Raw genomic sequence first — 20,306 nt, 5'->3', positions numbered from 1 at the left:
GCAAGATTGGTTGATGAATGCTCTAATGTAAGAAAAACCGGTGCATTATGCAAACGTTTGAATTACTTTCCCAGAAACTCTTCCAATATGCGGTTAAACTGCTCCGGACGCTCCATCATCGGGGCATGGCCACATGCGGATAACATGACCAGTTGCACATCGGGCAACAATTGCTGAAACTCGTGCGCTACATCCGGTGGACTGACACGGTCTTCTTCTCCCCAAATTAACAAGGTGGGGGTAGGTATCTCCGGTAAAATGGAAGCTACATAGTTACGCTGCGCCGATTTGGCTGTTTGTACAATGCGGAGGCATTTGATACGGTTCCGGGTGATCTGGAGCACTTCGTCTACCAGGGCATCGGTGGCAATGGCCGGATCATAGAATGTATAGGCTACCCGCTCCCGGATGTATTCATAATTGCCCCGTTTGGGATAATTGCCCATGATGTTGTTTTCGTGTAAACCGGAACTGCCGGTAAGCACCAGCCGGGACACTTTATCAGGGTGCCGGTGAGTAAAGAGAATGGCCACATGGCCTCCGAGGGAATTGCCGATCAGTACAGGTTTTTCCAGTTTATGTTGCTCGATATATTGTTCCAGGAAACGAACGAGGTATTCAAGATTGTCCTGGTTGTGCTGATCATAAATAGGTAGTGACGGAATGTGAATGTCATAGCGTGATCCAAAATGCTGTATAACACCTTCCCAATTGCTAAGCCCGCCGAAAAGTCCGTGTAATAAAATCATGCTTTGCTTCATATATTATTTTTTGAAGCAAAATTATCAGTTCGTGCTTTCTGCGTCTGTGATCTCAATCACAAAAGTTGCGGGACTGGTCCAGCAGGTACAAACGCGCTCTGCTTAAGGCTTCGCGGCTGGTATAAAGATAACGGGCAATGTTGGTGAGGGATATTTTCTGGATAATGGCCGGGCGTCTTTCCAGCAGGAAACGGTACCGTTGTAAAGGTGTTTTCAGCGAAAGGATGTACTGATGTTCCGACTGCTGTTCTGACAACTCCTGGAACAACTGTAGGTTTACATGCAGCAGGTTCATATGCAGATCGTACAAGGGCTGTAACTTCTTGATATTGATACGTAATATCACGGCGTCTTCCATGGCGGTGATACTGACGGCGGACGGCGCTTTTTTATTATAGCTTTCACAGTTGGCCAGGAAATCATCTGCGAAACCGAACCGCACTATTTTTTCATTGCCTTCGTCGTCCAGGATGGAAAACTTGAACATACCGGAGAGGACAAAAGCAGAATAGCGGGCCACTTTACCATAGCGCAGAAAAGAATCTCCTTTGCGGATATGCTTTACGGAGGCTATTGTATCCAGCAGTTGCCATTCTTCCGGCGTCACCACCGGATATTTTTTCATCAGCCGCTGATACCAGGATGGAAGCTCATAAGTTGTCATGGCGTAAAAATAATGGAAAATTATGGGAATTATCAGCTGTTGCTTTTGGCCAGCCGGATGATGTCTTTTCCGTTGATGATCTGCCGCGGGTAATCCAGCAGCGTAGCATTTACCATGGCTTGTCCCAGTTCCCGCAGCGTACAGAAGTAATTGGGCCGGATTACCCTGCCGATGGGGTACAGCCAGTTGATGAAACGGTAAAAAGTATGCGTGTTTTTGAGCCCTTTGGTAGGCCTGATAAAGCCCGGCCGGAAAGCATATACTTTCCCAAATGGCAGCTTCATCAGATCGTTTTCGGTTTTCCCTTTTACACGTGCCCAGGCGCGACTGCCTTTCTCGGAGCTGTCTGTCCCGGCGCCGGACACATAACAGAAAACCATGTCGTTGTTCTGCTCGCTCAACACGCCGGCTACCCGCATGGTGAGGGTATACGTGAGATGATAATAGGCATCCTGACTGATGCCGAGGGAAGATACGCCAAGACAGAAATAGCAGGCGTCATAGCCCCGGAGCTGCTCCGCAATGGGAGACAGCTCCAGGAAATCCTGATGAATAAGCTCTTTCAGTTTGGGATGGCTGATACCACTGGGCTTGCGGCTGATGATCAGCACGCGCTCCACCTGCGGGTGATGCAGGCATTCATAAAGCACTCCTTCACCCACCATACCGCTGGCACCGGTAACAATCACTTTCAGTTGCCGGAGTTCGTTCATGGTGATGTTTTATACATGGTAAGTTAATTGCTTTTGGCCAGTTGCCCAAATCAGAGCGTCACCCATACTACGCGGGCTTCTTTCTTTTTACCTGTCCTCTCAATCATCATCGTGGCAAATGATTTTCCGTCTTTGCTCCGGGTGATCATTTCCAGCTGTGAAAACCGGGAGGTTCCCGCTTGTGGGGCGCCATACAGATATGTTTTAGTGATCTGTCCGTTGTCATAAACAGCACATACCGTATTGGTCCGGCTGAACCATGATATCCGTTCTTTGGAGCGGTAATCTTCCCGTTTATCTTCTATATTGGCAGTTGCATCATTGTAAAGAATATAGTCCTTTCCGCCTGCGTGAAAGAAATCATATGAACCAAACCCGGATAAGTTCAGCCAGTCGCCATTATCACGGAATGTCCATCCGGATTGATTCCGGTGATTAATATGGAAGATGTCCACATTGGCTTGTGCCATCTGATCTTTGGCAATGGCGTAGCTCTCTGTCTCTCTGCCGGCTGTATCCAGCCTGGAGATGCCGATTTCCCCGAGGCGACTGATATAATTTCCGGAAGCGGTGGTATGGAATCCGCCGGTACTGTCGTTGTGGTTGAAGCTGGTATGCTGCGCTGCTTCCACATTCAGTTCCTCAAACAATATTTGCGTAGTGCCGTCGGCGTTAATGTGGAAGTCCTGCGCAACGCCTTCATAGGCATAACGGTATTGCAGGTGTTCCTTGGCATATTTGTTCAGCAAGGGATGCACTACGAAATAGTGTTGTTTTACAGACAGGTTGCGTGGGTCTATGATATTCATCAGCAACGCATAACGTTCGTAGAAACGCTTACGCATAATGAACTCTTCTCCGCTTTTTTTAAGCAGCTTTTCTTCCGCGCTGGTCAACAGGTAAAGCATTCCGCTTTGCGGATGGTACTTCATGGCCACATCTCTTATTTGCAGCCGGGCAGTATGCTCCAGCAGGGCGGTCTGAAAGGACTGTCTGCCACGCGGCAGCGTACCGATAACAAGCCGGGAGTCCCTGTTTTGAAACACCCCTGCATTGTACGCGAAGGCGGCTACGAACACACTGGTGTCACCCTGTACATACATATCGGCGATGTCAATGTACTTAAAGGGACGGTCAGCGAGGTCAAAAGGAGCATCACTCAGCAGCTCGTGCTGCGGGCTATAGTGGCAGACCCTTAGCTGTTGACCAGGGTTCCGTGTGCCCAGATCACTCATGGCTACTGCATAATAATCGCTGGAAGGATCTTTCCGGACCATGAACACGGGCGAATGCTGGTTGTCATGCACCTCCGGCGTCCGGCTGAGCAGGGCCGGACCAGGCAGACTGGCGATCAGCTTTTCCGATAGTAGAGAGCCATTGTTGCTGTCGAAAATAAAACGGTACAAACGTGGCTTCCATTGGATTTGGTTTTCCAGGAAAACGACGGCCTGACCGTTGATTTCGTATATCCCGCGCAGTTCTGAAAAGCGCATGCGCTGGTTTTTCCATGACTCAATATTAGCATGAGTGACAACACGCTCCCGATGATCGGGGCCGTACACCGTGACATCTATTCCACGGCCGGGGGTGAAGTGAAAGAAAAGCGTATGCCCGTTTTGCATAAGCAGGAGGCGGCTGGCGCCATTTTCCGGTTCCTCAAAGGATTGACTTTGTGCGATGATTTGAGGGGAGTTTTGGGCACTGGCATAGAGTACGCTCAGTGCGCATAAGCAGGTTACCATTAATTTACCAGACATAGGAAATGTGAGTTAAGTAGGTTATACAAAACAACATCTATGCCGTGTCGTTATCAAGTTGTCCAGCGCAAAAAACATTTTTTTATACTTCATTTTATACCATTTTTGCACGCATGGAAAATAAACTGGAATTTATTATAGAAAGACTGCTGGGCCGGAAGCTACAGCCGGAAGACGGCGCCAGCACAGCGGGGATAGCAGCAACAGAACAAAAGCTGGGTGTTCAATTGGCGCCTGTATTGCAATCGTTTTACCGGTTAGCCGGAAAAGAAGAAACGGTGATGGATGTCTTCCAGCATTTTACACCGGTGGAGGAACTTTTCATAGAAGGCGACAAACTGGTTTTTCTGGAAGAAAATCAGGGGGTATGCGTGTGGGGGATAGCGTTAAGTGAAACAGGTAATGATCAGGCAGCAGTGTATCAATGCCCGTATCCGGAAGATAAATGGTATGCGGAAGATGATGCGTTAACTACTTTTCTCGAAACAGTGCTGTACTATCAGTTTGCGCAGGGCGGTTACGAATGGCAGGGGGGCCTCTATCCCGGCATGGATGATAAAGAGATAGCGGCTGTACTGGAAGATGCGCAGCATTGGGAAATAGTGGTAAACCAACCAGGCAATCTCATGATCTACTGGTATCAGGATACCTTAATATGGTATTTTCCCGATAAGCAGGGAGGCGTCAGCGAAACACTCATCGCCACCAGCCGCACAGAGGAGGCCTGGGAGTATATGGAAGACCGTTATGACTTTAAGGAGCTATAGATTTCCCGCAATCCTCCCCAGCTGCTGAAGTTTGCGCTGCAACTGCTCCGACCATGGAAGGCCCATTGATAACCGCAGACAGTTGTCAAACTGCTGTTGCAGCGTAAACATCCGGCCAGGTGAAATGCTTATCTTTTGCCGGATGGCCTGCTCGTAAAGCTCCGTTGTATCGATGTCTTTGTGCAGTTCCACCCAGAGCGACAGCCCGCCTTGCGGCCGCGATATGCGGGTCCCTTCGGGGAAATGGGCGGCTATTGTATTCGTATAGTGGATACAGTTAGTATGCAGCGTGTCCCGCAGTTTGCGCAGGTGCAGGTCGTAGCCGCCGTTCTCCAGGAATGTGGCAATGGCTTCCTGCATAAGGGGAGAGGTGGATAACATATGTACGTATTTCATCCGGAGCAACTGCTCTTTATAACGGCCGGGAGAAACCCATCCCACACGATACCCTGGCGCCAGTGTTTTGGAAACAGAACTACACCACAATACATTCCCGGTTTTATCAAAAGCCTTGCAGGAGGAAGGCCGTGAGGCGCCAAAATATAAGTCGCTATACAAGTCATCTTCTATCAATGGAACATGGTGCTGGTCCAGCAGCTGTACTACTGCCTTTTTGTGCTCATCCGGCATGCAACAGCCCAGTGGCGTACTGAAATTGGATACCAGCAAACACAGGTTGATATTTTTAACGACTGCCTTCAATGCCTTTAGGTCGATACCCGTTTGCGGATCGGTAGGAAGCTCCAGCACCCGTAAACCCATACTCTGCGCCAGTTGCAGAATACCGGAAAACAGCGGGCTCTCGGTGGCAATGGTGTCGCCGGGCTTGGTAAGGGCCAGCATACAAAGGCTGATAGCATTCATGCCGCCGTTGGTGGTGATGATGTCGTCGGGAGATAAACTGCCACCCCACATAAAACTGCGCCTGGCTACGGCATGTCGTAGTTTTTCATTACCCGGTAAGGGTTCATAGCCGGTGCTGCTGTCTTTCAGTTCCCGGGACGCTTTCAGCAGGCATTTGTTGAGCTTGGCCACGGGCAACAGTTCCGGGGCTGGTACACCAACAGAGAAGAATGTCACGCCTTTGCGCTCCGTTCCGCCATATATTTTACTGATCAGCTGGTCTGGTATGGACCGGCTGTCTTTCCCTGACGGCTTGCTGGCTGCGGGCAGAGGCAACTGCCGGTGGCCTGCTTTCGTGACGAAGTAACCGGATTGCGGTTTAGCAGTGATCAATGCTTTGCTTTCCAGGTCAAGATAGATACGTTTGGCGGTATTCATACTAATCCCCTGTTCCTGGCAGATGGTACGGATAGAAGGCAGTTTGTCACCCGGTTTTAATACGCCGTTGCGGATCAACTGCGTAATTTTCTGCGCTATCTGCTGATAGATATAATCCTTCTTCATAAATCCCCGGTTTATTAACTGTGTCTATCAAAAATACAAAAATTGTAACTGTGTCCATGTACTGTTTTTTATCATTTTTGTTGAAACATTTTCAGATGATCAGTCAATTGGAGATTAAGACAGGCATAGCGCGGATGGACCTCGCTGCCATACATCAGTTCCTGCAAAACGATTCCTATTGGGCAAAAGGGATCGATTTTGAAATAGTGAAAGCCTCGCTGGAAAACTCTTTTTGTATCGGTGCATTTCTGGACGACAAACAAATTGGTTTTGCCCGTGTCATTACGGACTATCATACTTTCGGGTGGCTGGCAGATGTATTTGTTTTGCCAGCCTATCGCGGAAAGGGTGTTTCCAAAAGTATGATGCGTTTTCTGACAGATCAGCCATGGGTGGGAAAACTGCGCCGGTTCATGTTAAGTACACTGGACGCACATGAGTTGTACCGGGGCTATGGCTTCAAAAGCCTGGGCAATGCGGCATCGATGATGGAAGTGCACCGGCCGGATGTCTATCTGAAACGTATACACGGAGTAACCCAGGGGTAAAGGTGGACTTGATGCGGGGGTGTTCTTTGGATGTATAGTTTTAATGAAATATAACAGGAAGGATGGAGAAGATGCAGGACATGCACGTAAAGGCAGCAGGCTTCAGGTTAAGCCTGCGGGCAGTAGGTTGAAGTATGTAGTTCAAAGGGAGTTATGTTTGTTCATCAGTATACAGTTGCCAGGCAGGAAATGGCTTATTCCCGCTGAATGACAGGGAGCAGGAGTTGCACTGATGCTGCGGCGGGTATTTTTTCTGACTGCAGTTTTAACGGGGGGAGTTCCGAACAGATCTGTTTGTGCGGGACCTCCGGCAGGGGTTGTGGCGGCTCTGCTGCAATAATATCAGCGGCGAAGTATTTCGTGTTGCAGGAAGGAACATGGTCCTGTATACCTCTTACCTGTAGAACAACGATCAATGTTCCTTTACCCGGTACATCCACATTACATGCTGCCCCTTTAAAATCTTCTCCGGTTTTTACTATGAGCACAGCGCTTTCTGTACCTACTACCTGGTGTGTAGCGAAATCGATACGGGCGGCGATCACCTTTATTTCCAGGCTGTCGATGCCTTTGTATGCAGGTAATGCCTGTGGCGAAATGTACAGGATACCATCATGGGAAAGCCTGGGTGCATGGATGAGAAACCTGTCTGTCCCCGTATGCCGGTTGAACCTGAACCCGGTAATGCTCCTGATGTTATTGCCGGTGGCGGGAATGAGTGCGCTGGTTAACCTGTTGATATGTCCGCTATCGCAACCAGCATCCAACCTGCCGGAAAAAGCACTGCGGATGAGCGCTCCTTTTTTGCTGGCCATGCCAAATCGTTGAGCAGCCCTGCGGGTAGCTGCCGTCTGCCGGACGTATGAAGGCATGCTTCGCAGGAAGTGTTTGCCATTGCGCCTGTAACCGATCAGGTTGCCGAGCCTGCCGGTGAAAGTGATGATAGAAATCTGTTTTGCCATAACGAATGATACTGATGATAGCTAAAGATAACATTATCAGCAAAAGCCATTTGATAGCTATACTGAAGATTATTCAATAGTATGGTCTGGCTGCAGGGAAAATATTCAGGCGGAGTGCATCAGGCATTAGATATCCGTTAAAGCCGGGTGAACCAGGTTTAGAAAATTTTGAAAATGCAAAACAAGAAAACAGATACACCGTCTTTCGGCTCCCAACTTTTCAACTTGATCCGAAGAACCCTGCTAGTCCTGGTAAAAAAAATCCGGGGAAACTGGTGATGCACCAATTTCCCCGGATATCCTATGTGATTAATCTGTGGTTAATCTTTACGCAAGGGTATCAGATTACGGATGCTGTTGTCCTGCAGGTATAATCCCGCCCAGGTGAGTATGCCAAAGACTACAGCAAACCAGAACGGCTGTCCCGCACGGATCATAATGGCTACGGCGCCGCCAAGATATGCTGTGATCAGAATGGCGCCCAGTACCGCTGTACGCGGAATGGCGTAAAGAATGGTGGCGATCAGCAGTACAAAACCAATGAACTGTACCTGTGAAGCGGGCCATCCCAGCGCTACAGAGCCCTCCATGGAATATTTATTCTGGATTATTTTCATAATAGCATCAAACAGTGAAAAGAGAATCACCAGGATGCTGATCACTTTACCAGTGATACGTACAGATTTGGTAGGAGCAGTTATCGTTGTCATGAGTGTAATTGTTTAGTTTAGGTTTAAAAAGATAGTGAATCATTTTTTGTCAACAACCCTCAAACCCTTCCGGAAAGCCTTGTGGTGATTGACTGATACAAAAGTACTGTCAATTGTGATAATGTATGTTGTGCAATTCCGACATTCTTGGGGGGTGTTTGCGGCGAAGTGTAAAAAAGATACAGCAGCAGTTGTGCTGCTGCTGTACCGGACAAAAAAGATAAAAGGGGAAACGCTTAACAGTGGCGCTCTGCCAGTACTGCAGCAATATGCTCGCTGGAAAAAGTAATCTCATCTCCCTGCTGTATGGTTTTTACATGCTGCGTAGGAGAGAGCAATATACCTTTGTACTGGTGGGCTTCCACGGCCGTGACTTTTGCCAGCAGCCGCTCTGCCTTGCGGCCGGAAGTACTGAAACCATAAACAAAAAACAGACAAACGGTGTCTCCGTGGGTCAGACGGGACAACTCTTCTGCGGCTGGCTTACTGAATACGCCGGGATTTTCTGCAAGGATCGCGGATACGTTCTCGAACTGTAATGACGCCATATGGTTAAATTGATTATTGGTTGCTGCGACGAGGAATGCTACTAAGATAAAAATAATTTAGGAATTTTTTGATTTACGATTTTTTGATTGAAAGCGACCTGAGCAAGGTCAAATCAAAAAATCGTAAATCAAAAAATTCCCCAATGTATCATCGGTCTACCGGTGTGGAGGTATGAATATAGAAAAGGCCGTCGAAGGTATCCGGCCAGATGCCTTTCACGGGTATAAAGTCAAACAGGGTAGCCTGTTGTTTTTGCCGTAACCAGCCTTTGGCGGTGCGGTAGTCTGTAAAAGCCTGTGCGTAGCCACTGGCGTCGAGTTGTCCCTCTACACTGGCCGGCACTGCTGGTGGTACGTTAGCGGTTTGACCGTTGTTGAAGTCAATATAGGTACCGGTAGTGCCAGAGAAGCCGATAGCATAAGCTGCTTTGCCGAAATGTTTGCTCACCGTGGTTCCCATGGGGACATATGTTTGCAGGAAGGGTATTGGCTTACCGTTGGTGTCTTCCAGCTTACTGGTGTTTTTGGCGATGTGGATGTTATGCGCCCACACGATAATTTTTTTGCCGGGAAATACTTTCTCTGCCAGCCAGATAAAGTTTTCTGCCATCTGCTTGTCCCGCACACTTAGCTCGTTGCCGGTCACCAGGCCCCAGTAGCGCAGCGCTTGCGATTCGATACTTTCGGTCACCTTTAACCAGAAACCGGGCGACGCGGTGAAGTGCGCCGGTTTGTCCTGCTCTTTGGACAACGTGGCCTTGAGTTTATTCAGCACCTTAAAGAAGGTTTCCTGTTCCGCAGCGGTGGGCCGGTACTGGTTGGAGGCGAAAGTCGCCACCGACACCCGTTGGAATAATTGCCAACTGCTGTCTGGCAGGGAAATATGTTTTTGTTGCAGGAACTGTTCAAAATCAGGGAACAGCTTTGTCTTGGCAAATTCGCCGGAATGTTGGCTTTCGAAACCGGTGACGATCAGCGGCGCAGCGCTTTTCACATTCGCCTGGATGTAATCATGCAGCGGCTGCATCTGTTTACTGGTGGCCCACATGAAAAACAGGCTGCCGATTATTTCTTTGGAGTACTGTCCGCCTTTGATGGTGTTGTCCCAGATGCGGGCACAGTCATACAGGCCGCTTTCAAAAGCCAGCACTTCAAATCCCATCTTTTCGTGTAGGAATTTAATGAGCCGTGTTTTAGCGAGAAATGTAGTTGCTTCTCCGTGCGTCTGTTCTCCGAGCATCACCACCCTGGAACGGCCAATGGCGGCGCGCAGCGGCTCCAGGTCTGCATAGCGGTCGTCCGACGGATCTATGGAACGGATCTCAACAGCATTCGGAATATTGGGCGCCTGTGCGGCGGCTGTCTGACTGTAGAAGGCGAAGGCCAGTAGCAATGGCCTGAGGGATTTGCGTGTAAGCATAACTGTTAGTGCATAAAATGATGTACAGGGAAGTCGGCCTGCTTGCTTAAAAGTACCATCGGTCTGACCTCCTTCCCGGTAATTTAATCATTTTCGCCTGATCAGGTATACTCCCTGTAAAGGCAGGTCTTCCAGCTCGTCCTGTTGACCAGTCTGCCGGAAATTATTTTCCTCAAGATAAGGTAACATCGGATTGCCGGCGTACTCGTGCATCCATAGCGCGTCGTAGGATTGCCCAACTACCAGGCACTTTTTCAACAGTGCCGCTGCGCAGCCACTGTCCGCATATTGTTTTAGCACGCCAAAACCAGCCAACCGTTTTACTTTTTTTTCGGTAGGCATATCCGGCCGTTTACCGGCGGAAGTGATCAGGGCATATCCCGCCGGCTCGTTGTCTGCATAGACCATGAGCCATTGATTGGAGAAATTGTTAATGTCTGATGTGAGTTGTTGCGGCGTAAACTTGCTAAGATAGTCGTCCAGCTGAGCGGCGGACAACAACTGTCCGTATTTCTCCCGGGCTAGTCCGGTGATCAGGGAAAACAGTGCCTGTATGCTGGCTTCGTTGACAACTACAAATTTGGTGGTGATGTTCAGTACGGTCTCCATTTCTTTATTCATTGTTTCACGGCAAAGGTAATCCGGTGATCAGCCTTTCCTGTGGTACACATGGTGTAAAAAGAAGTGGTACAGTTTGGTGCGGCTGTTTTAGACAGTCGCATTTTACCACCATTATTGTCGTTTTTGGACGCTGTGCGGGGCGGAAAATCGATATAAGTTTGCATCAACATTAAGCACAAAAAAAATCTAATTATGGCTACAGCTATCTTCGTTAATCTGCCGGTTAAAGACCTTCAGAAAAGCATTCAGTTTTTTACGCAGCTGGGATACAGCTTTAATCCCCAGTTCACAGATGATAAAGCCGGATGTATGGTAATTTCCGATACCATCTATGTGATGCTGCTCACAGAGCCTTTCTTCCAGACTTTTACCAATAATGAGATCTGTGATACCCGCACACATACAGAATGTCTCAACTGTCTTTCTGCCAATAGCAGGGAGGAAGTGGATGCCATTGTGGCCAAAGCGGTGGCTGCTGGCGCTACTGCACCAAGAGCACCGCAAGATCATGGGATTATGTATGGCCATGGTTTCCGTGACCTCGATGGCCATTTCTGGGAGTACATGTTCATGGAACCAACCGCTGTGAAGTAATGACGAATTAAGGGCTTTCTTATGTAGAGGGTACTAAGTACACTTCCCATAAAAGAGCCCTTAATTCGTAATTTGTAATTGATTATTCTACTTCTATTTCTTTGTTGTACCGGTTCCGGTACTGTACCGGCGACATACCGGTGATCTTCTTGAAGGTGATCCTGAAAGCCTTGGGATCGGTATAACCCACGTTGTACATTACTTCGTTGACATTCTCCCGGGATGATTCAAGGCTCTTTTTAGCGGCTTCTATTTTCACCCGCTGAATATACTCGACCACGGTGTTGGACGTAGCTTTCTTAAATCGCCGCTCCAGGTTTCTCCGGCCAAGCGTAAACATATAGGCCAGCTGATCTACCGTGATCTTTTCAGTGAAATTTTTCTCAATGAACTCCTGCGCTTTGCGGATAGGTTCATCTTCATGGTCTTTCTGGCCACGGAACACCATAAAGGGCGATTGGCTGTCACGCTGAATATCTATCTGGAAAGCCTTGGAGCAGAATACAGCGACCTGCCGGTCGCAATATTTTTCTATCAGGTAAAGAATGAGGTTGAGGTAGGAGAAAGCGCCACCACTGGAATAGATACCATATTCGTCGGTGAGGATTTTATCTTCCACCAGGTCTACCTGCGGGTACATTCTTCGGAAATCGTTGGCGGCCATCCAGTGAGTGGCACACCTGCGACCGTTCACCAGCCCGGTAGCTGCCAGCAGGAAAGCGCCTACACAAAGACTGCCCACTTCAGCGCCGCCTTTGTACTGTTGCACAATCCAGGGAAGGAACTCCCTGTTTTGTTCAATGAGCTTAGGCATATCACCATCCAGCGCCGGGATAATGATAAGGTCTGTTTTGGGGATGTCTTTGGTAGTGGCATCCGCGAAAACAGTGTACATACCCCCGCATGCGGGTACCTCTCGGGTGAGCCCTACCAGCTGCACCTTAAACATGGGGGAGTCGCCATTGTTTTGCAACATCTTGTTTACCTCAGTAAACACCTGACGAGGCCCTTCAATACTGCCTAGTACGGCTCCTCTGGGAACCAGGATAGATATGTGTTTCATATGATAAAGGTAAATGGGGTGTTTGTCGGGATCAACCCCTTCGTTTGGCGTAAATACACCCCCTGGGGACGATATATTAACAATTTTCTTTACACGGACGTAACTCCTTGCCAGCAAGGATTGGGATGGTTAAATGACTGTCATGGGGTTGCATTTTACCATTTTCTGTTATATTTGTCCGATTGAAAGGTCTTTCGATCGGGCGTTCCCGGGTAAACAGACAAACAGGATATATGAGCTTTTTAACGGTCTCCAACATCAGTAAAAATCAACTGGGTGTTCCGGTTGTGAAGGATATCAGCTTCACAGTGGATAAATTTCAAAAAGTGGCTATTGCCGGGGAAACAGGTTCCGGTAAAAGTACGCTGCTGAAGATGATCGGCGGGTTTGCACAGCCCGATGCCGGTAAGGTGTCTTTTGAAGACGTAAGGGTAGAAGGGCCGCTGGAGGTGTTGATTCCCGGACAACCTGGTATCGCTTACCTGTCGCAGCACTTTGAATTGCGCAACAACTACCGCGTGGAGGAAATCCTGTCTTACAACAATAAGCTTACAGAAGATTCGGCAACGGAATTATATGAACTGTGCCAGATCTCCCACCTGCTGAAAAGAAAAACAGACCAGTTGTCCGGCGGCGAAAAACAACGTATTGCACTGGCCAGGCTGCTGGTCACGGCGCCTCGCCTGTTACTGCTGGACGAGCCATTTTCCAACCTTGACCTTATCCATAAAAATAAACTGAAGGAAGTCATCCACGATATCTCGGAAAACCTGGATATCACCTGCATGCTCATTTCCCATGACCCGCTGGACATCCTTTCCTGGGCCGATGAAGTGCTGATCATGAAAGACGGTGAAATTGTCCAGAAGGGCACACCCCGGGAGGTATATGGCCGGCCGGTCAACGAATATGTGGCGGGTTTGCTGGGGACGTATAATCTCTTCAGTCCTGCCAAAGCGAAGAAATTCGCCGGGTTGCAGGGGGTGGAAACCAACGGCAAAAATCTTTTCCTTCGCCCCGAAAGCCTCATGCTGGTGCAGGAAAACGAATCAGCTGTCAAAGGAAAAGTAAAACATATACGTTTCTACGGTAGCTTTTATGAAACGGCGGTGACCATCGCTAAAGACACGGTCCTGATCAGGACCGCCAAATCCGATGTGAAAAAAGGGGATACCGTGTTCCTCTCCGTCCATCCCGACGAAGTTTGGTATCTCTAATCCTGATAAGATAAATGAAGTACGGGGCCGTCAGTATTTAAATACTGACGGCCCCGGCTGTTAATTCCTAATTTTTCTTTACCTTCCCTTCAGAAGCAGCTGAAAGCGCTGACCATATCTTTAACCATTTCCTTTTTTTCTCGTCTCAGTTTAATCGTATTGTTTTAATCGTATCAGTAACCATCAGTACTGTAACCTCCTCATTTACTGTATCGTCTCGTTTATTCATCAACCCAACTATACGTTAACATGCGTCGATCACTTAAAGTATTCTTCGTTGTTTTGGCCCTGGCCGCCTTTGCCATTGGCGTGCTGTTTATCTTCGGATATGATGTTCATCAGCGTAGTGCAGGAAAATTGCTGGCATCAGCAGATACGCTGTCCCGCGACAATCCCGGCATACGCACCATGGACAATGCCTTGCTGACCCTCAGCCGCGCGGAAAATAATTTCCGCATGTTCACCATTACCTACAAAAGAAACTATTTGCAACAGTTCTCTGTCCAGTTGGGAGAAGTACTGTCGTCGGTAGACAGGGTGGCAGGCATGCTTGCTCAAACCCCTAATCATCAACAGTTCGACGGACTGGTAGCAAAAAAAACGGAGGTCTCCGAACGGATTGCCCAGATGAAAAAAACAACGGATTCCATGTTGTCTACCTCCCTCACAGATGACCGTATCGATAAGTTGCTCAGCAGCATCCCTTCCTACAAGGTCACACAGATCAAAAAAGATGATGTGACCATGGACACGGTGAGCAACGTGCAGGCGGCACCGGAGAAAAAGAAAGGCTTTTTCAAACGGCTGGGCAACGCTTTCTCCGGTAAAAACAAAGGAGACACCGTAAAAGCCCAGATGGCTGTGCTGGTAAAAACCAAAAGCGGAAAAGTGATCGACAAGGAGACCTATGACGCACAGCGGATGAAAGATATTATCACAGACGTAAACGGATACTACAAGAAGATACTACGCACGCAGCTGTCCAATCGCCTGAAGATAGACGCCGACGAGCAGTCACTCGCCGGTACCAATATCTCCATGCTGGGAGAACTGGACACGCTGCTTGTGGCATTAAGAGAGAACGCTGCCACAGCCCTGGCACAACAAAAGCAACAAGCCAAACAGTCCGTGTACGCTGATGCCAGTACCATGCGTAGCATTGCGGTATGGGGATTCGTTTCCCTCGTGCTGGCGATAGCGACAGCATTAGGCACGTATTGGCTGCTACGCAAAAAAGAATTGCAACTGGAAGCCAGTGAAGGGGCTGCGCGGGAACAGGCCCGGGTGCGGACAGAGTTCCTGGCCAATATGAGCCATGAAATACGGACGCCGCTGAACGCCGTAGTGGGCTTCAGCGAACAACTGTCGCATTCCGAGCTTTCTGCTAATCAGCGCGACCTGCTGCGTTCCGTGGAAACATCTGCGGATATGTTGATGCAGGTGGTCAATGATGTACTGGACTTCTCCAAGCTGGAAAAGGAATACATTTCCATCCTGCACGAACCCTTCTCCCTGTATGATACTTTTGAAGAGGTGATCAATACCACCCGCATTCTGGCGGTACAAAAGAACCTGGAATTCACGGCTGATTTTAAAGGAGAACAACGCCGGGAAGTTCGTGGCGACGCGTTTCGCCTGAAACAAATTCTGCTCAACCTGATCAGTAATGCTGTCAAATACACGCCCAGCGGCAGTGTAACGGTAACGGGCACACTGGAAGTGCATTCCGATACCCATGGTTTGTTCACCTTTATGGTAAAAGATACCGGAGAAGGCATCAGTAAGGAAGCCCAGGCCAACCTGTTTGAACGTTTTTATCAGGTGGCTCCGGCCCGGGTAACCGTCAAAGGTACCGGCCTTGGTTTGGCGATCACGAAGAAGCTGGTAGAAATGCATGGCGGTAGTATCACCTTTACCAGCGAGGTAGGACAAGGCTCGGAGTTCGTATGCCGGATACCGTATGAACTGACCACTACTGAGGGTCATGGAGCGCCAATTGCAGTGGAAGCTGAACAACCGGTAGGAGCGTTTATGGAAGGCCGTTATATACTGGTGGCTGAAGATCAGGAGATGAACCTGTTACTGATGAAGATGATGCTGACCCGCTGGAAATGCCGTTTTGATATGGCCCGCGATGGAGAAACAGCGGTGCGCATGTTCGGTCAGCAGAAGTATGATCTCGTGTTGCTCGATCTGCATATGCCCAAACTCAGCGGACTGGAAGTGGTGGAACGGATACGTAAGGATGCTGATCCTCAGAAGGCTGGGGTAGTGGTGCTGGCGCTGACGGCTGATATCACTGAACAGGACGTGCGCGATTTCAGGCGTGCCGGCTTCAACGACTGGCTGATGAAGCCTTTCCGGGAAATGGACATCTATCGTGTTATCCGCAGGAACCTGCGCCTTGGTGAGAAAATAATACCGGAGCAGAACTAATTCACGAAAGTTTTTTCAATACTTTTTCTATCCTTTTGATTTTAGATGCCTGTTCCATATCGGACAACCGGCTGTTCAGCGTTTTGCGGAACAGGGGAACGTCTGTCGGCCGGATAAGAGGCGCCATCAGCTCAGCATACATAGGGAGCTGATTCACCGGGCATTGCAGCAGTTGTTCGTTGTAAAGCGAGAACACTGTTGCCGCCTGTGCAGCCACCTGGTAGAGGCTTGCCAGGATGCTCATATAACTGTCGCGGGTAATTACTGAGCCCTTATCAGCGATAGCTGCAAGTTTGCCCAACACAGCGTATATGCCATGGGGTGATTCTGGTGCGATGGTTTTGAGCGCTGTCATAGCGCCCCACTGCATGCGGTTGTTGCGGCTGTCGAGCAGTGTCAGAAAATCGTTCAGATAAGGAGCGACCATTTTGGGTTGTACGGTACCAATTTCATAGAGTACTTTGATGGCGTCCTGTTGAATGTTTCTATCAGGATGATGCAGCAAAGCTACCAATTCCTTTACCGCCCCAAGGTCTTTCCTGTTGGCCACATCAGCAGCCAGGTCCTGGTTAGGGCCCTCATCTCTTCTCCCCAGGGACGTCGCCAATTGATCTATTATACCCATATCATAAAAAAATGAAAAACCCGTGTTGCGGGCCCGGTGAAAAACAATCGCAATATAATTGTTTTCCATCGGCAGCAACACGGGGCCTGCGTTAGCCCTTATTGTAGCCCAGGGCTTCAGCCCTGGGAACGGGGAGGTTATTTTCCGCTGATAACGCTTTCGATGGGGCGGCCTACGCAGCCGTTCGGCATTTGGATATGCAGCATGGCAGCCAATGTGGCGGCGATGTCTGTCATATGCGTGATTTCATTGCTGGCGCCATGCTGAACATGCCATCCCATGAATACGAGGGGAAGGTGGATGTCGTACATATTCCAGTTACCATGAGTGGTGCCTTTTTCGAAGCCCTGATACCATCCTGGTTCGGGGATGATCATCACGGAGCCGGTGCGTTTAGGATTGTAGCCGTTGGCGATCATGCTTTTGATCGGCTGTGGAATGGGACTGTCGCCCAGGTTATCGATATCTGCGGCGAACTGTATACCTGGCTGACGCTGGAGGAATTTTACGGTTTCCTTTTTGATGGCGTCGTAGTCCAGTTTATTGGCTTCTATTTTATTGACGTCGTAGTTCACGTGATAGTTCATACCGGAGCGTACGAGGCCTTTCACGCCAAAACGAACAGCCAGCAGGCTGTCGAGGTTGGCCATCATGGGTTTGTCTTTCACGAAACCGGCAGGCATATTGTATTCGTTCATAAAGCCTACAGAGTGGGCAGCGCCGTGGTCTGCGGTGAGGAATACGAGGTAGTTGCCTTTACCTACTTTTTTGTCGAGATAGCTGAAGAAGCCGGCGAGGTCTTTATCGAGACGGAGATAGGTATCTTCCACTTCAATGGAATTAGGCCCGTATTGATGGCCTACATAGTCAGTAGAAGCGCAGTTGATGGTGAGGAAGTCGGTGGCTTCGCCGTTGCCCAGGTTATAACCTTCTACGGCTGCCATGGCGAATTCCAGTGTGAGGGTGTTGCCGGATGGCGTGGTGCGCAGGCTGCCCGGATTTTTTTTGTAGATCTCTTTCATGTTGTGCGGGAACACAGGTGCCTTTTCGCCACCGAAGGTGCCTTCCCAGGATACGTTGTCAGCGGTGCTCTGTACGTAGCTGTTGATCGGATACAATGGCTCCCATGGTTTGGACATGAGCTGCTCCGGCAGTTTCCTGGCATTGAAACGTTTTACCCATTCCGGCAACTCTTTCATGTAGTAGGTGCTGGTGATAAAGCTGCCGTTGGCATCATCCAGCCAGAAAGCGCCGTTAGGCGTATGCCCGGCAGGCAGGATGGAGGCACGGTCTTTGAGGGACACGCCCACTACTTTAGCGCGGAAATTGGTGGCGAAACGTAATTCATCGGTGATGGTGGATGCCAGCAGGTTGCGCGGCGACATCTGTCCGGCTTTGGAAGTACTGCCTACGGATTGTGCGACGGTATCTTCGGTGCAATACCATTTTCTGCCGGTCAACTGATCGGTCCAGTCATTGCCGGTGATGCCATGGATGGCAGGCACTGACCCGGTATATACGGTGCTGTGTCCTACAGCGGTAAAGGACGGGAGATGGCTGATGGTGGTGTTCTCGCAGGAGAAGCCTTCATTCAGCATTCTTTTGAAGCCACCGGATTCATAACGGTCAGCATAACGGTACAGGTAATCCCAACGCATCTGGTCCACTACAATTCCCACTACTAGTTTGGGCCTTTCCGGTGCTTGTGCCATTGCCGATGGTCCCTGCCCGATGGCTAAGGAGCCCATCATCAGCAGGGCGGAGAGTTTTAGTCTGGTCATTTTTTTTAGATTTCTATATAGCTGTAAATAGTTAGCGGTCCTGGTCCCTCAGGCCAGAACCGCTAAGTTTATTCCGTTTCAGCAATTATGCTGCTTTTTTTTGTATGAACGGACAAATAGCTGGATGAATACTAGTATCCCGGATTCTGCTCCAGATTGGGATTCAGGTCCTTCTCTGTTTGCGGGATAGGCCACCAGTAGTCGCGTTTGGGATTGAATACCCTTTTCTCCATCTCTTTGCCGGCGTAGTTATAGATAGGGCCATTCAGCTCTGTCTCTGCTGTTTTCCAGCGACGGATATCATTGTAATATAGCCCTTCGCAGGCAAATTCCACGCGTCTTTCATGTCTTATTTCCTTACGCATATCGTCTTTTGAGAGATTAGGTGTAATGTGAGGCATGCGCACACGGTCACGGATCAGGTTCAGTGCTGCGTAGACAGTGGCATCCGGACCGGCGGCTTCGTTCTGCGCTTCAGCATACATCATCAGGATATCAGCATAACGCAGCACGATGAAGTTGATCTCAGACTGACCGCCTTTCAGGTCTGCATCTGTAGGTGCAGGTACGATGCTGTCATACACGCTGAATTTTTTTACACCATAGCCGGTAATAGCAAAACGTTTGGTGTCTACTACTTTTCCCTGGTAGATGTCTGTCGGGAAAGTGATGGTGCCCTGTAAGCGCGGATCACGGTTCAGATATGGCTTCTGGGCGTCATAACCGGAGGCAGGATCGGTGATAGGCAGGCCGTTTTTCATGTAATAAGCCTGCGCCAGACCGAGCAAAGGCGCATTGGAATTGTATTGTGAGCAGATCAGATCAAAAGAGTTGCCTTGGTTCGGGAACAGGTACTGCACATCAAAGATTACTTCTTTGTTGTTCTCGTATTGTTTCATGAACAGGTTGCGGTAGTTGTCGAACAGGCCATAACCGGTGCCGCCCAGGTCCATGACTGCTTTGGCAGCGGCTGCTGCTGCAGCCCATTTGTTGGCATCATTGGCAGTATTCAGCAGTGGGCTGGCTTCAAACAACAACACACGAGCCTTGAGGCCCATGGCCGCTCCTTTGGTCGCCCTGCCTCTGTCGGCTGCGCCATAGGTCAGCGGCAACAGCGTGGCAGCAGCATCGAGGTCTTTCAGTACCTGTGCAACAACCTCTTCCCGCTTGTTACGCGGAAGGAGACTTTGTGTTTCCTTATTGGGCGGATCAAGAATCAGCGGCACCCCACCATAGTAGTTTTGCAGCTGGAAGTAATATAAGGCGCGCAGGAAATAGGCCTGGCCTTTCATGACTTGTTTCTGTTTGTCATCCATGCCCGGTACTTCATCTACCTTTTTGATAAAGGTATTGCAACGTCCGATACCGCTGTAACAATCGCTGTAACGGGAGCTGATGATCCCGCCGGAGCTGGCCATTTGGGAACCGGAGGCAATGGAATTGAATTTCATCACGTCCGTCTGGGTCCAGGCATTGGGCGAAAGGGTTTCGTCCCATAAAGCGGTGGCGTTGTTGGAGCCTTTACCACCATAGATACCATCGTTGCGCAGCACGGAGTAACAACCGGTAAGGCCCGCATTGGCAGCTTCGGGAGTAGTCCAGAAGGTTTCCTCTGTGTATTTATCATGCGGAGCGGTGTCCAGCAGGCTTTTGTTGCAGGAGGCTGCCATTATTCCGGCAAAGGCCAGTGCAATATATCTTGTTTTCATTGA

The 20,306-nt window shown here is 49.3% G+C and carries 19 protein-coding genes; 5 read left to right on the top strand and 14 right to left on the bottom strand.

The genetic code is table 11. The features are described from left to right. Positions 1-62: 62 nt before the first annotated feature. The 4 genes from HHL17_RS19825 to HHL17_RS19810 are packed head-to-tail and all read right to left on the bottom strand — an operon-like array spanning position 63 to position 3,895. Positions 63-761, bottom strand: coding sequence for an alpha/beta fold hydrolase (locus HHL17_RS19825; RefSeq protein ID WP_169226536.1), 699 nt, complete (start codon positions 759-761; stop codon positions 63-65). A gap of 52 nt (positions 762-813) precedes the next feature. Beyond that, positions 814-1,425 (bottom strand): Crp/Fnr family transcriptional regulator, encoded by a 612-nt coding sequence (locus HHL17_RS19820; RefSeq protein ID WP_169226535.1) that lies wholly within the window; start codon positions 1,423-1,425, stop codon positions 814-816. A 32-nt stretch (positions 1,426-1,457) separates the two neighbouring features. Continuing rightward, positions 1,458-2,138: an NAD-dependent epimerase/dehydratase family protein gene (locus HHL17_RS19815; RefSeq protein WP_169226534.1), complete on the bottom strand. Its 681-nt coding sequence runs from the start codon at positions 2,136-2,138 to the stop codon at positions 1,458-1,460. A 50-nt stretch (positions 2,139-2,188) separates the two neighbouring features. Continuing rightward, positions 2,189-3,895, bottom strand: a complete 1,707-nt coding sequence (locus HHL17_RS19810) for a hypothetical protein (RefSeq protein ID WP_169226533.1) — start codon at positions 3,893-3,895, stop codon at positions 2,189-2,191. 113 nt (positions 3,896-4,008) lie between these two features. Here HHL17_RS19810 and HHL17_RS19805 point away from each other — a divergent pair, with 113 nt between their 5' ends. Then, positions 4,009-4,662, top strand: coding sequence for a hypothetical protein (locus tag HHL17_RS19805; protein WP_169226532.1), 654 nt, complete (start codon positions 4,009-4,011; stop codon positions 4,660-4,662). Here HHL17_RS19805 and HHL17_RS19800 read toward each other — a convergent pair. Next, positions 4,657-6,069: an aminotransferase-like domain-containing protein gene (locus HHL17_RS19800; RefSeq protein WP_169226531.1), complete on the bottom strand. Its 1,413-nt coding sequence runs from the start codon at positions 6,067-6,069 to the stop codon at positions 4,657-4,659. The two genes, HHL17_RS19805 and HHL17_RS19800, sit on opposite strands and share 6 nt — an antisense overlap. 95 nt (positions 6,070-6,164) lie before the next feature. Between HHL17_RS19800 and HHL17_RS19795 the strand changes: the two genes are divergently transcribed. Then, positions 6,165-6,617: a GNAT family N-acetyltransferase gene (locus HHL17_RS19795; RefSeq protein WP_206156100.1), complete on the top strand. Its 453-nt coding sequence runs from the start codon at positions 6,165-6,167 to the stop codon at positions 6,615-6,617. A 194-nt stretch (positions 6,618-6,811) separates the two neighbouring features. Here HHL17_RS19795 and HHL17_RS19790 read toward each other — a convergent pair whose 3' ends face one another. The 5 genes from HHL17_RS19790 to HHL17_RS19770 all read right to left on the bottom strand — a co-directional run bounded on the left by HHL17_RS19790 (position 6,812) and on the right by HHL17_RS19770 (position 10,878). Next, on the bottom strand, positions 6,812-7,579 hold the full coding sequence (locus HHL17_RS19790) for a hypothetical protein (RefSeq protein ID WP_169226530.1): 768 nt from the start codon (positions 7,577-7,579) through the stop codon (positions 6,812-6,814). A 320-nt stretch (positions 7,580-7,899) separates the two neighbouring features. Next, positions 7,900-8,289: a DoxX family protein gene (locus HHL17_RS19785; RefSeq protein WP_169226529.1), complete on the bottom strand. Its 390-nt coding sequence runs from the start codon at positions 8,287-8,289 to the stop codon at positions 7,900-7,902. A gap of 236 nt (positions 8,290-8,525) precedes the next feature. After that, positions 8,526-8,837, bottom strand: coding sequence for a hypothetical protein (locus HHL17_RS19780; protein ID WP_169226528.1), 312 nt, complete (start codon positions 8,835-8,837; stop codon positions 8,526-8,528). A gap of 148 nt (positions 8,838-8,985) precedes the next feature. After that, the gene (locus tag HHL17_RS19775; protein WP_169226527.1) at positions 8,986-10,257 is read right to left on the bottom strand and encodes an erythromycin esterase family protein; all 1,272 of its coding nucleotides are present in this window, start codon (positions 10,255-10,257) and stop codon (positions 8,986-8,988) included. An 87-nt stretch (positions 10,258-10,344) separates the two neighbouring features. Beyond that, positions 10,345-10,878 carry a GNAT family N-acetyltransferase gene (locus HHL17_RS19770; protein WP_169226526.1) on the bottom strand — a complete coding sequence of 178 codons (534 nt, stop codon included), beginning with the start codon at positions 10,876-10,878 and terminating at the stop codon, positions 10,345-10,347. Between the two features lie 192 nt (positions 10,879-11,070). Between HHL17_RS19770 and HHL17_RS19765 the strand changes: the two genes are divergently transcribed. Continuing rightward, positions 11,071-11,472: a VOC family protein gene (locus HHL17_RS19765; RefSeq protein ID WP_169226525.1), complete on the top strand. Its 402-nt coding sequence runs from the start codon at positions 11,071-11,073 to the stop codon at positions 11,470-11,472. 82 nt (positions 11,473-11,554) lie between these two features. On the opposite strand, the gene HHL17_RS19760 is transcribed toward HHL17_RS19765, so the two are convergent. Continuing rightward, positions 11,555-12,535 carry a GlxA family transcriptional regulator gene (locus tag HHL17_RS19760; protein WP_169226524.1) on the bottom strand — a complete coding sequence of 327 codons (981 nt, stop codon included), beginning with the start codon at positions 12,533-12,535 and terminating at the stop codon, positions 11,555-11,557. Positions 12,536-12,768: 233 nt separating this feature from the next. Here HHL17_RS19760 and HHL17_RS19755 point away from each other — a divergent pair, with 233 nt between their 5' ends. Beyond that, entirely contained in the window at positions 12,769-13,752 is a 984-nt protein-coding gene (locus HHL17_RS19755) for an ABC transporter ATP-binding protein (protein ID WP_169226523.1), read from the top strand. A gap of 249 nt (positions 13,753-14,001) precedes the next feature. Then, complete coding sequence (locus HHL17_RS19750; RefSeq protein ID WP_169226522.1) at positions 14,002-16,188, top strand: ATP-binding protein; 2,187 nt, start codon at positions 14,002-14,004, stop codon at positions 16,186-16,188. A gap of 1 nt (position 16,189) precedes the next feature. Here the strand turns inward: HHL17_RS19750 and HHL17_RS19745 are convergent, their stop codons facing one another. The 3 genes from HHL17_RS19745 to HHL17_RS19735 form a co-directional block, all read right to left on the bottom strand. Then, positions 16,190-16,813, bottom strand: a complete 624-nt coding sequence (locus tag HHL17_RS19745) for a hypothetical protein (RefSeq protein WP_169226521.1) — start codon at positions 16,811-16,813, stop codon at positions 16,190-16,192. Between the two features lie 137 nt (positions 16,814-16,950). Further along, positions 16,951-18,594 carry an alkaline phosphatase PafA gene (gene pafA, locus HHL17_RS19740; protein ID WP_169226520.1) on the bottom strand — a complete coding sequence of 548 codons (1,644 nt, stop codon included), beginning with the start codon at positions 18,592-18,594 and terminating at the stop codon, positions 16,951-16,953. A gap of 131 nt (positions 18,595-18,725) precedes the next feature. Further along, positions 18,726-20,303, bottom strand: a complete 1,578-nt coding sequence (locus tag HHL17_RS19735; protein ID WP_169226519.1) for a RagB/SusD family nutrient uptake outer membrane protein — start codon at positions 20,301-20,303, stop codon at positions 18,726-18,728. Positions 20,304-20,306 lie beyond the last annotated feature (3 nt).

This window comes from Chitinophaga fulva (assembly GCF_012927205.1).
Classification (GTDB): domain Bacteria; phylum Bacteroidota; class Bacteroidia; order Chitinophagales; family Chitinophagaceae; genus Chitinophaga; species Chitinophaga fulva.
The sequence above is the reverse complement of the archived record's forward strand: the minus strand, read 5'-3'. Positions and strand labels throughout refer to the sequence as shown.

What these genes read in the sequence shown, in the direction of transcription:
- HHL17_RS19800 (WP_169226531.1), bottom strand. Translation starts at nt 6,069, where the DNA reads ATGAAGAAGGATTATATCTATCAGCAGATAGCGCAGAAAATTACGCAG.
- pafA (WP_169226520.1), bottom strand. Translation starts at nt 18,594, where the DNA reads ATGACCAGACTAAAACTCTCCGCCCTGCTGATGATGGGCTCCTTAGCC.
- HHL17_RS19815 (WP_169226534.1), bottom strand. Translation starts at nt 2,138, where the DNA reads ATGAACGAACTCCGGCAACTGAAAGTGATTGTTACCGGTGCCAGCGGT.
- HHL17_RS19795 (WP_206156100.1), top strand. Translation starts at nt 6,165, where the DNA reads ATGATCAGTCAATTGGAGATTAAGACAGGCATAGCGCGGATGGACCTC.
- HHL17_RS19755 (WP_169226523.1), top strand. Translation starts at nt 12,769, where the DNA reads ATGAGCTTTTTAACGGTCTCCAACATCAGTAAAAATCAACTGGGTGTT.
- HHL17_RS19770 (WP_169226526.1), bottom strand. Translation starts at nt 10,878, where the DNA reads ATGAATAAAGAAATGGAGACCGTACTGAACATCACCACCAAATTTGTA.
- HHL17_RS19805 (WP_169226532.1), top strand. Translation starts at nt 4,009, where the DNA reads ATGGAAAATAAACTGGAATTTATTATAGAAAGACTGCTGGGCCGGAAG.
- HHL17_RS19735 (WP_169226519.1), bottom strand. Translation starts at nt 20,303, where the DNA reads ATGAAAACAAGATATATTGCACTGGCCTTTGCCGGAATAATGGCAGCC.
- HHL17_RS19820 (WP_169226535.1), bottom strand. Translation starts at nt 1,425, where the DNA reads ATGACAACTTATGAGCTTCCATCCTGGTATCAGCGGCTGATGAAAAAA.
- HHL17_RS19745 (WP_169226521.1), bottom strand. Translation starts at nt 16,813, where the DNA reads ATGGGTATAATAGATCAATTGGCGACGTCCCTGGGGAGAAGAGATGAG.
- HHL17_RS19775 (WP_169226527.1), bottom strand. Translation starts at nt 10,257, where the DNA reads ATGCTTACACGCAAATCCCTCAGGCCATTGCTACTGGCCTTCGCCTTC.
- HHL17_RS19780 (WP_169226528.1), bottom strand. Translation starts at nt 8,837, where the DNA reads ATGGCGTCATTACAGTTCGAGAACGTATCCGCGATCCTTGCAGAAAAT.
- HHL17_RS19810 (WP_169226533.1), bottom strand. Translation starts at nt 3,895, where the DNA reads ATGTCTGGTAAATTAATGGTAACCTGCTTATGCGCACTGAGCGTACTC.
- HHL17_RS19790 (WP_169226530.1), bottom strand. Translation starts at nt 7,579, where the DNA reads ATGGCAAAACAGATTTCTATCATCACTTTCACCGGCAGGCTCGGCAAC.
- HHL17_RS19750 (WP_169226522.1), top strand. Translation starts at nt 14,002, where the DNA reads ATGCGTCGATCACTTAAAGTATTCTTCGTTGTTTTGGCCCTGGCCGCC.
- HHL17_RS19785 (WP_169226529.1), bottom strand. Translation starts at nt 8,289, where the DNA reads ATGACAACGATAACTGCTCCTACCAAATCTGTACGTATCACTGGTAAA.
- HHL17_RS19765 (WP_169226525.1), top strand. Translation starts at nt 11,071, where the DNA reads ATGGCTACAGCTATCTTCGTTAATCTGCCGGTTAAAGACCTTCAGAAA.
- HHL17_RS19760 (WP_169226524.1), bottom strand. Translation starts at nt 12,535, where the DNA reads ATGAAACACATATCTATCCTGGTTCCCAGAGGAGCCGTACTAGGCAGT.
- HHL17_RS19825 (WP_169226536.1), bottom strand. Translation starts at nt 761, where the DNA reads ATGAAGCAAAGCATGATTTTATTACACGGACTTTTCGGCGGGCTTAGC.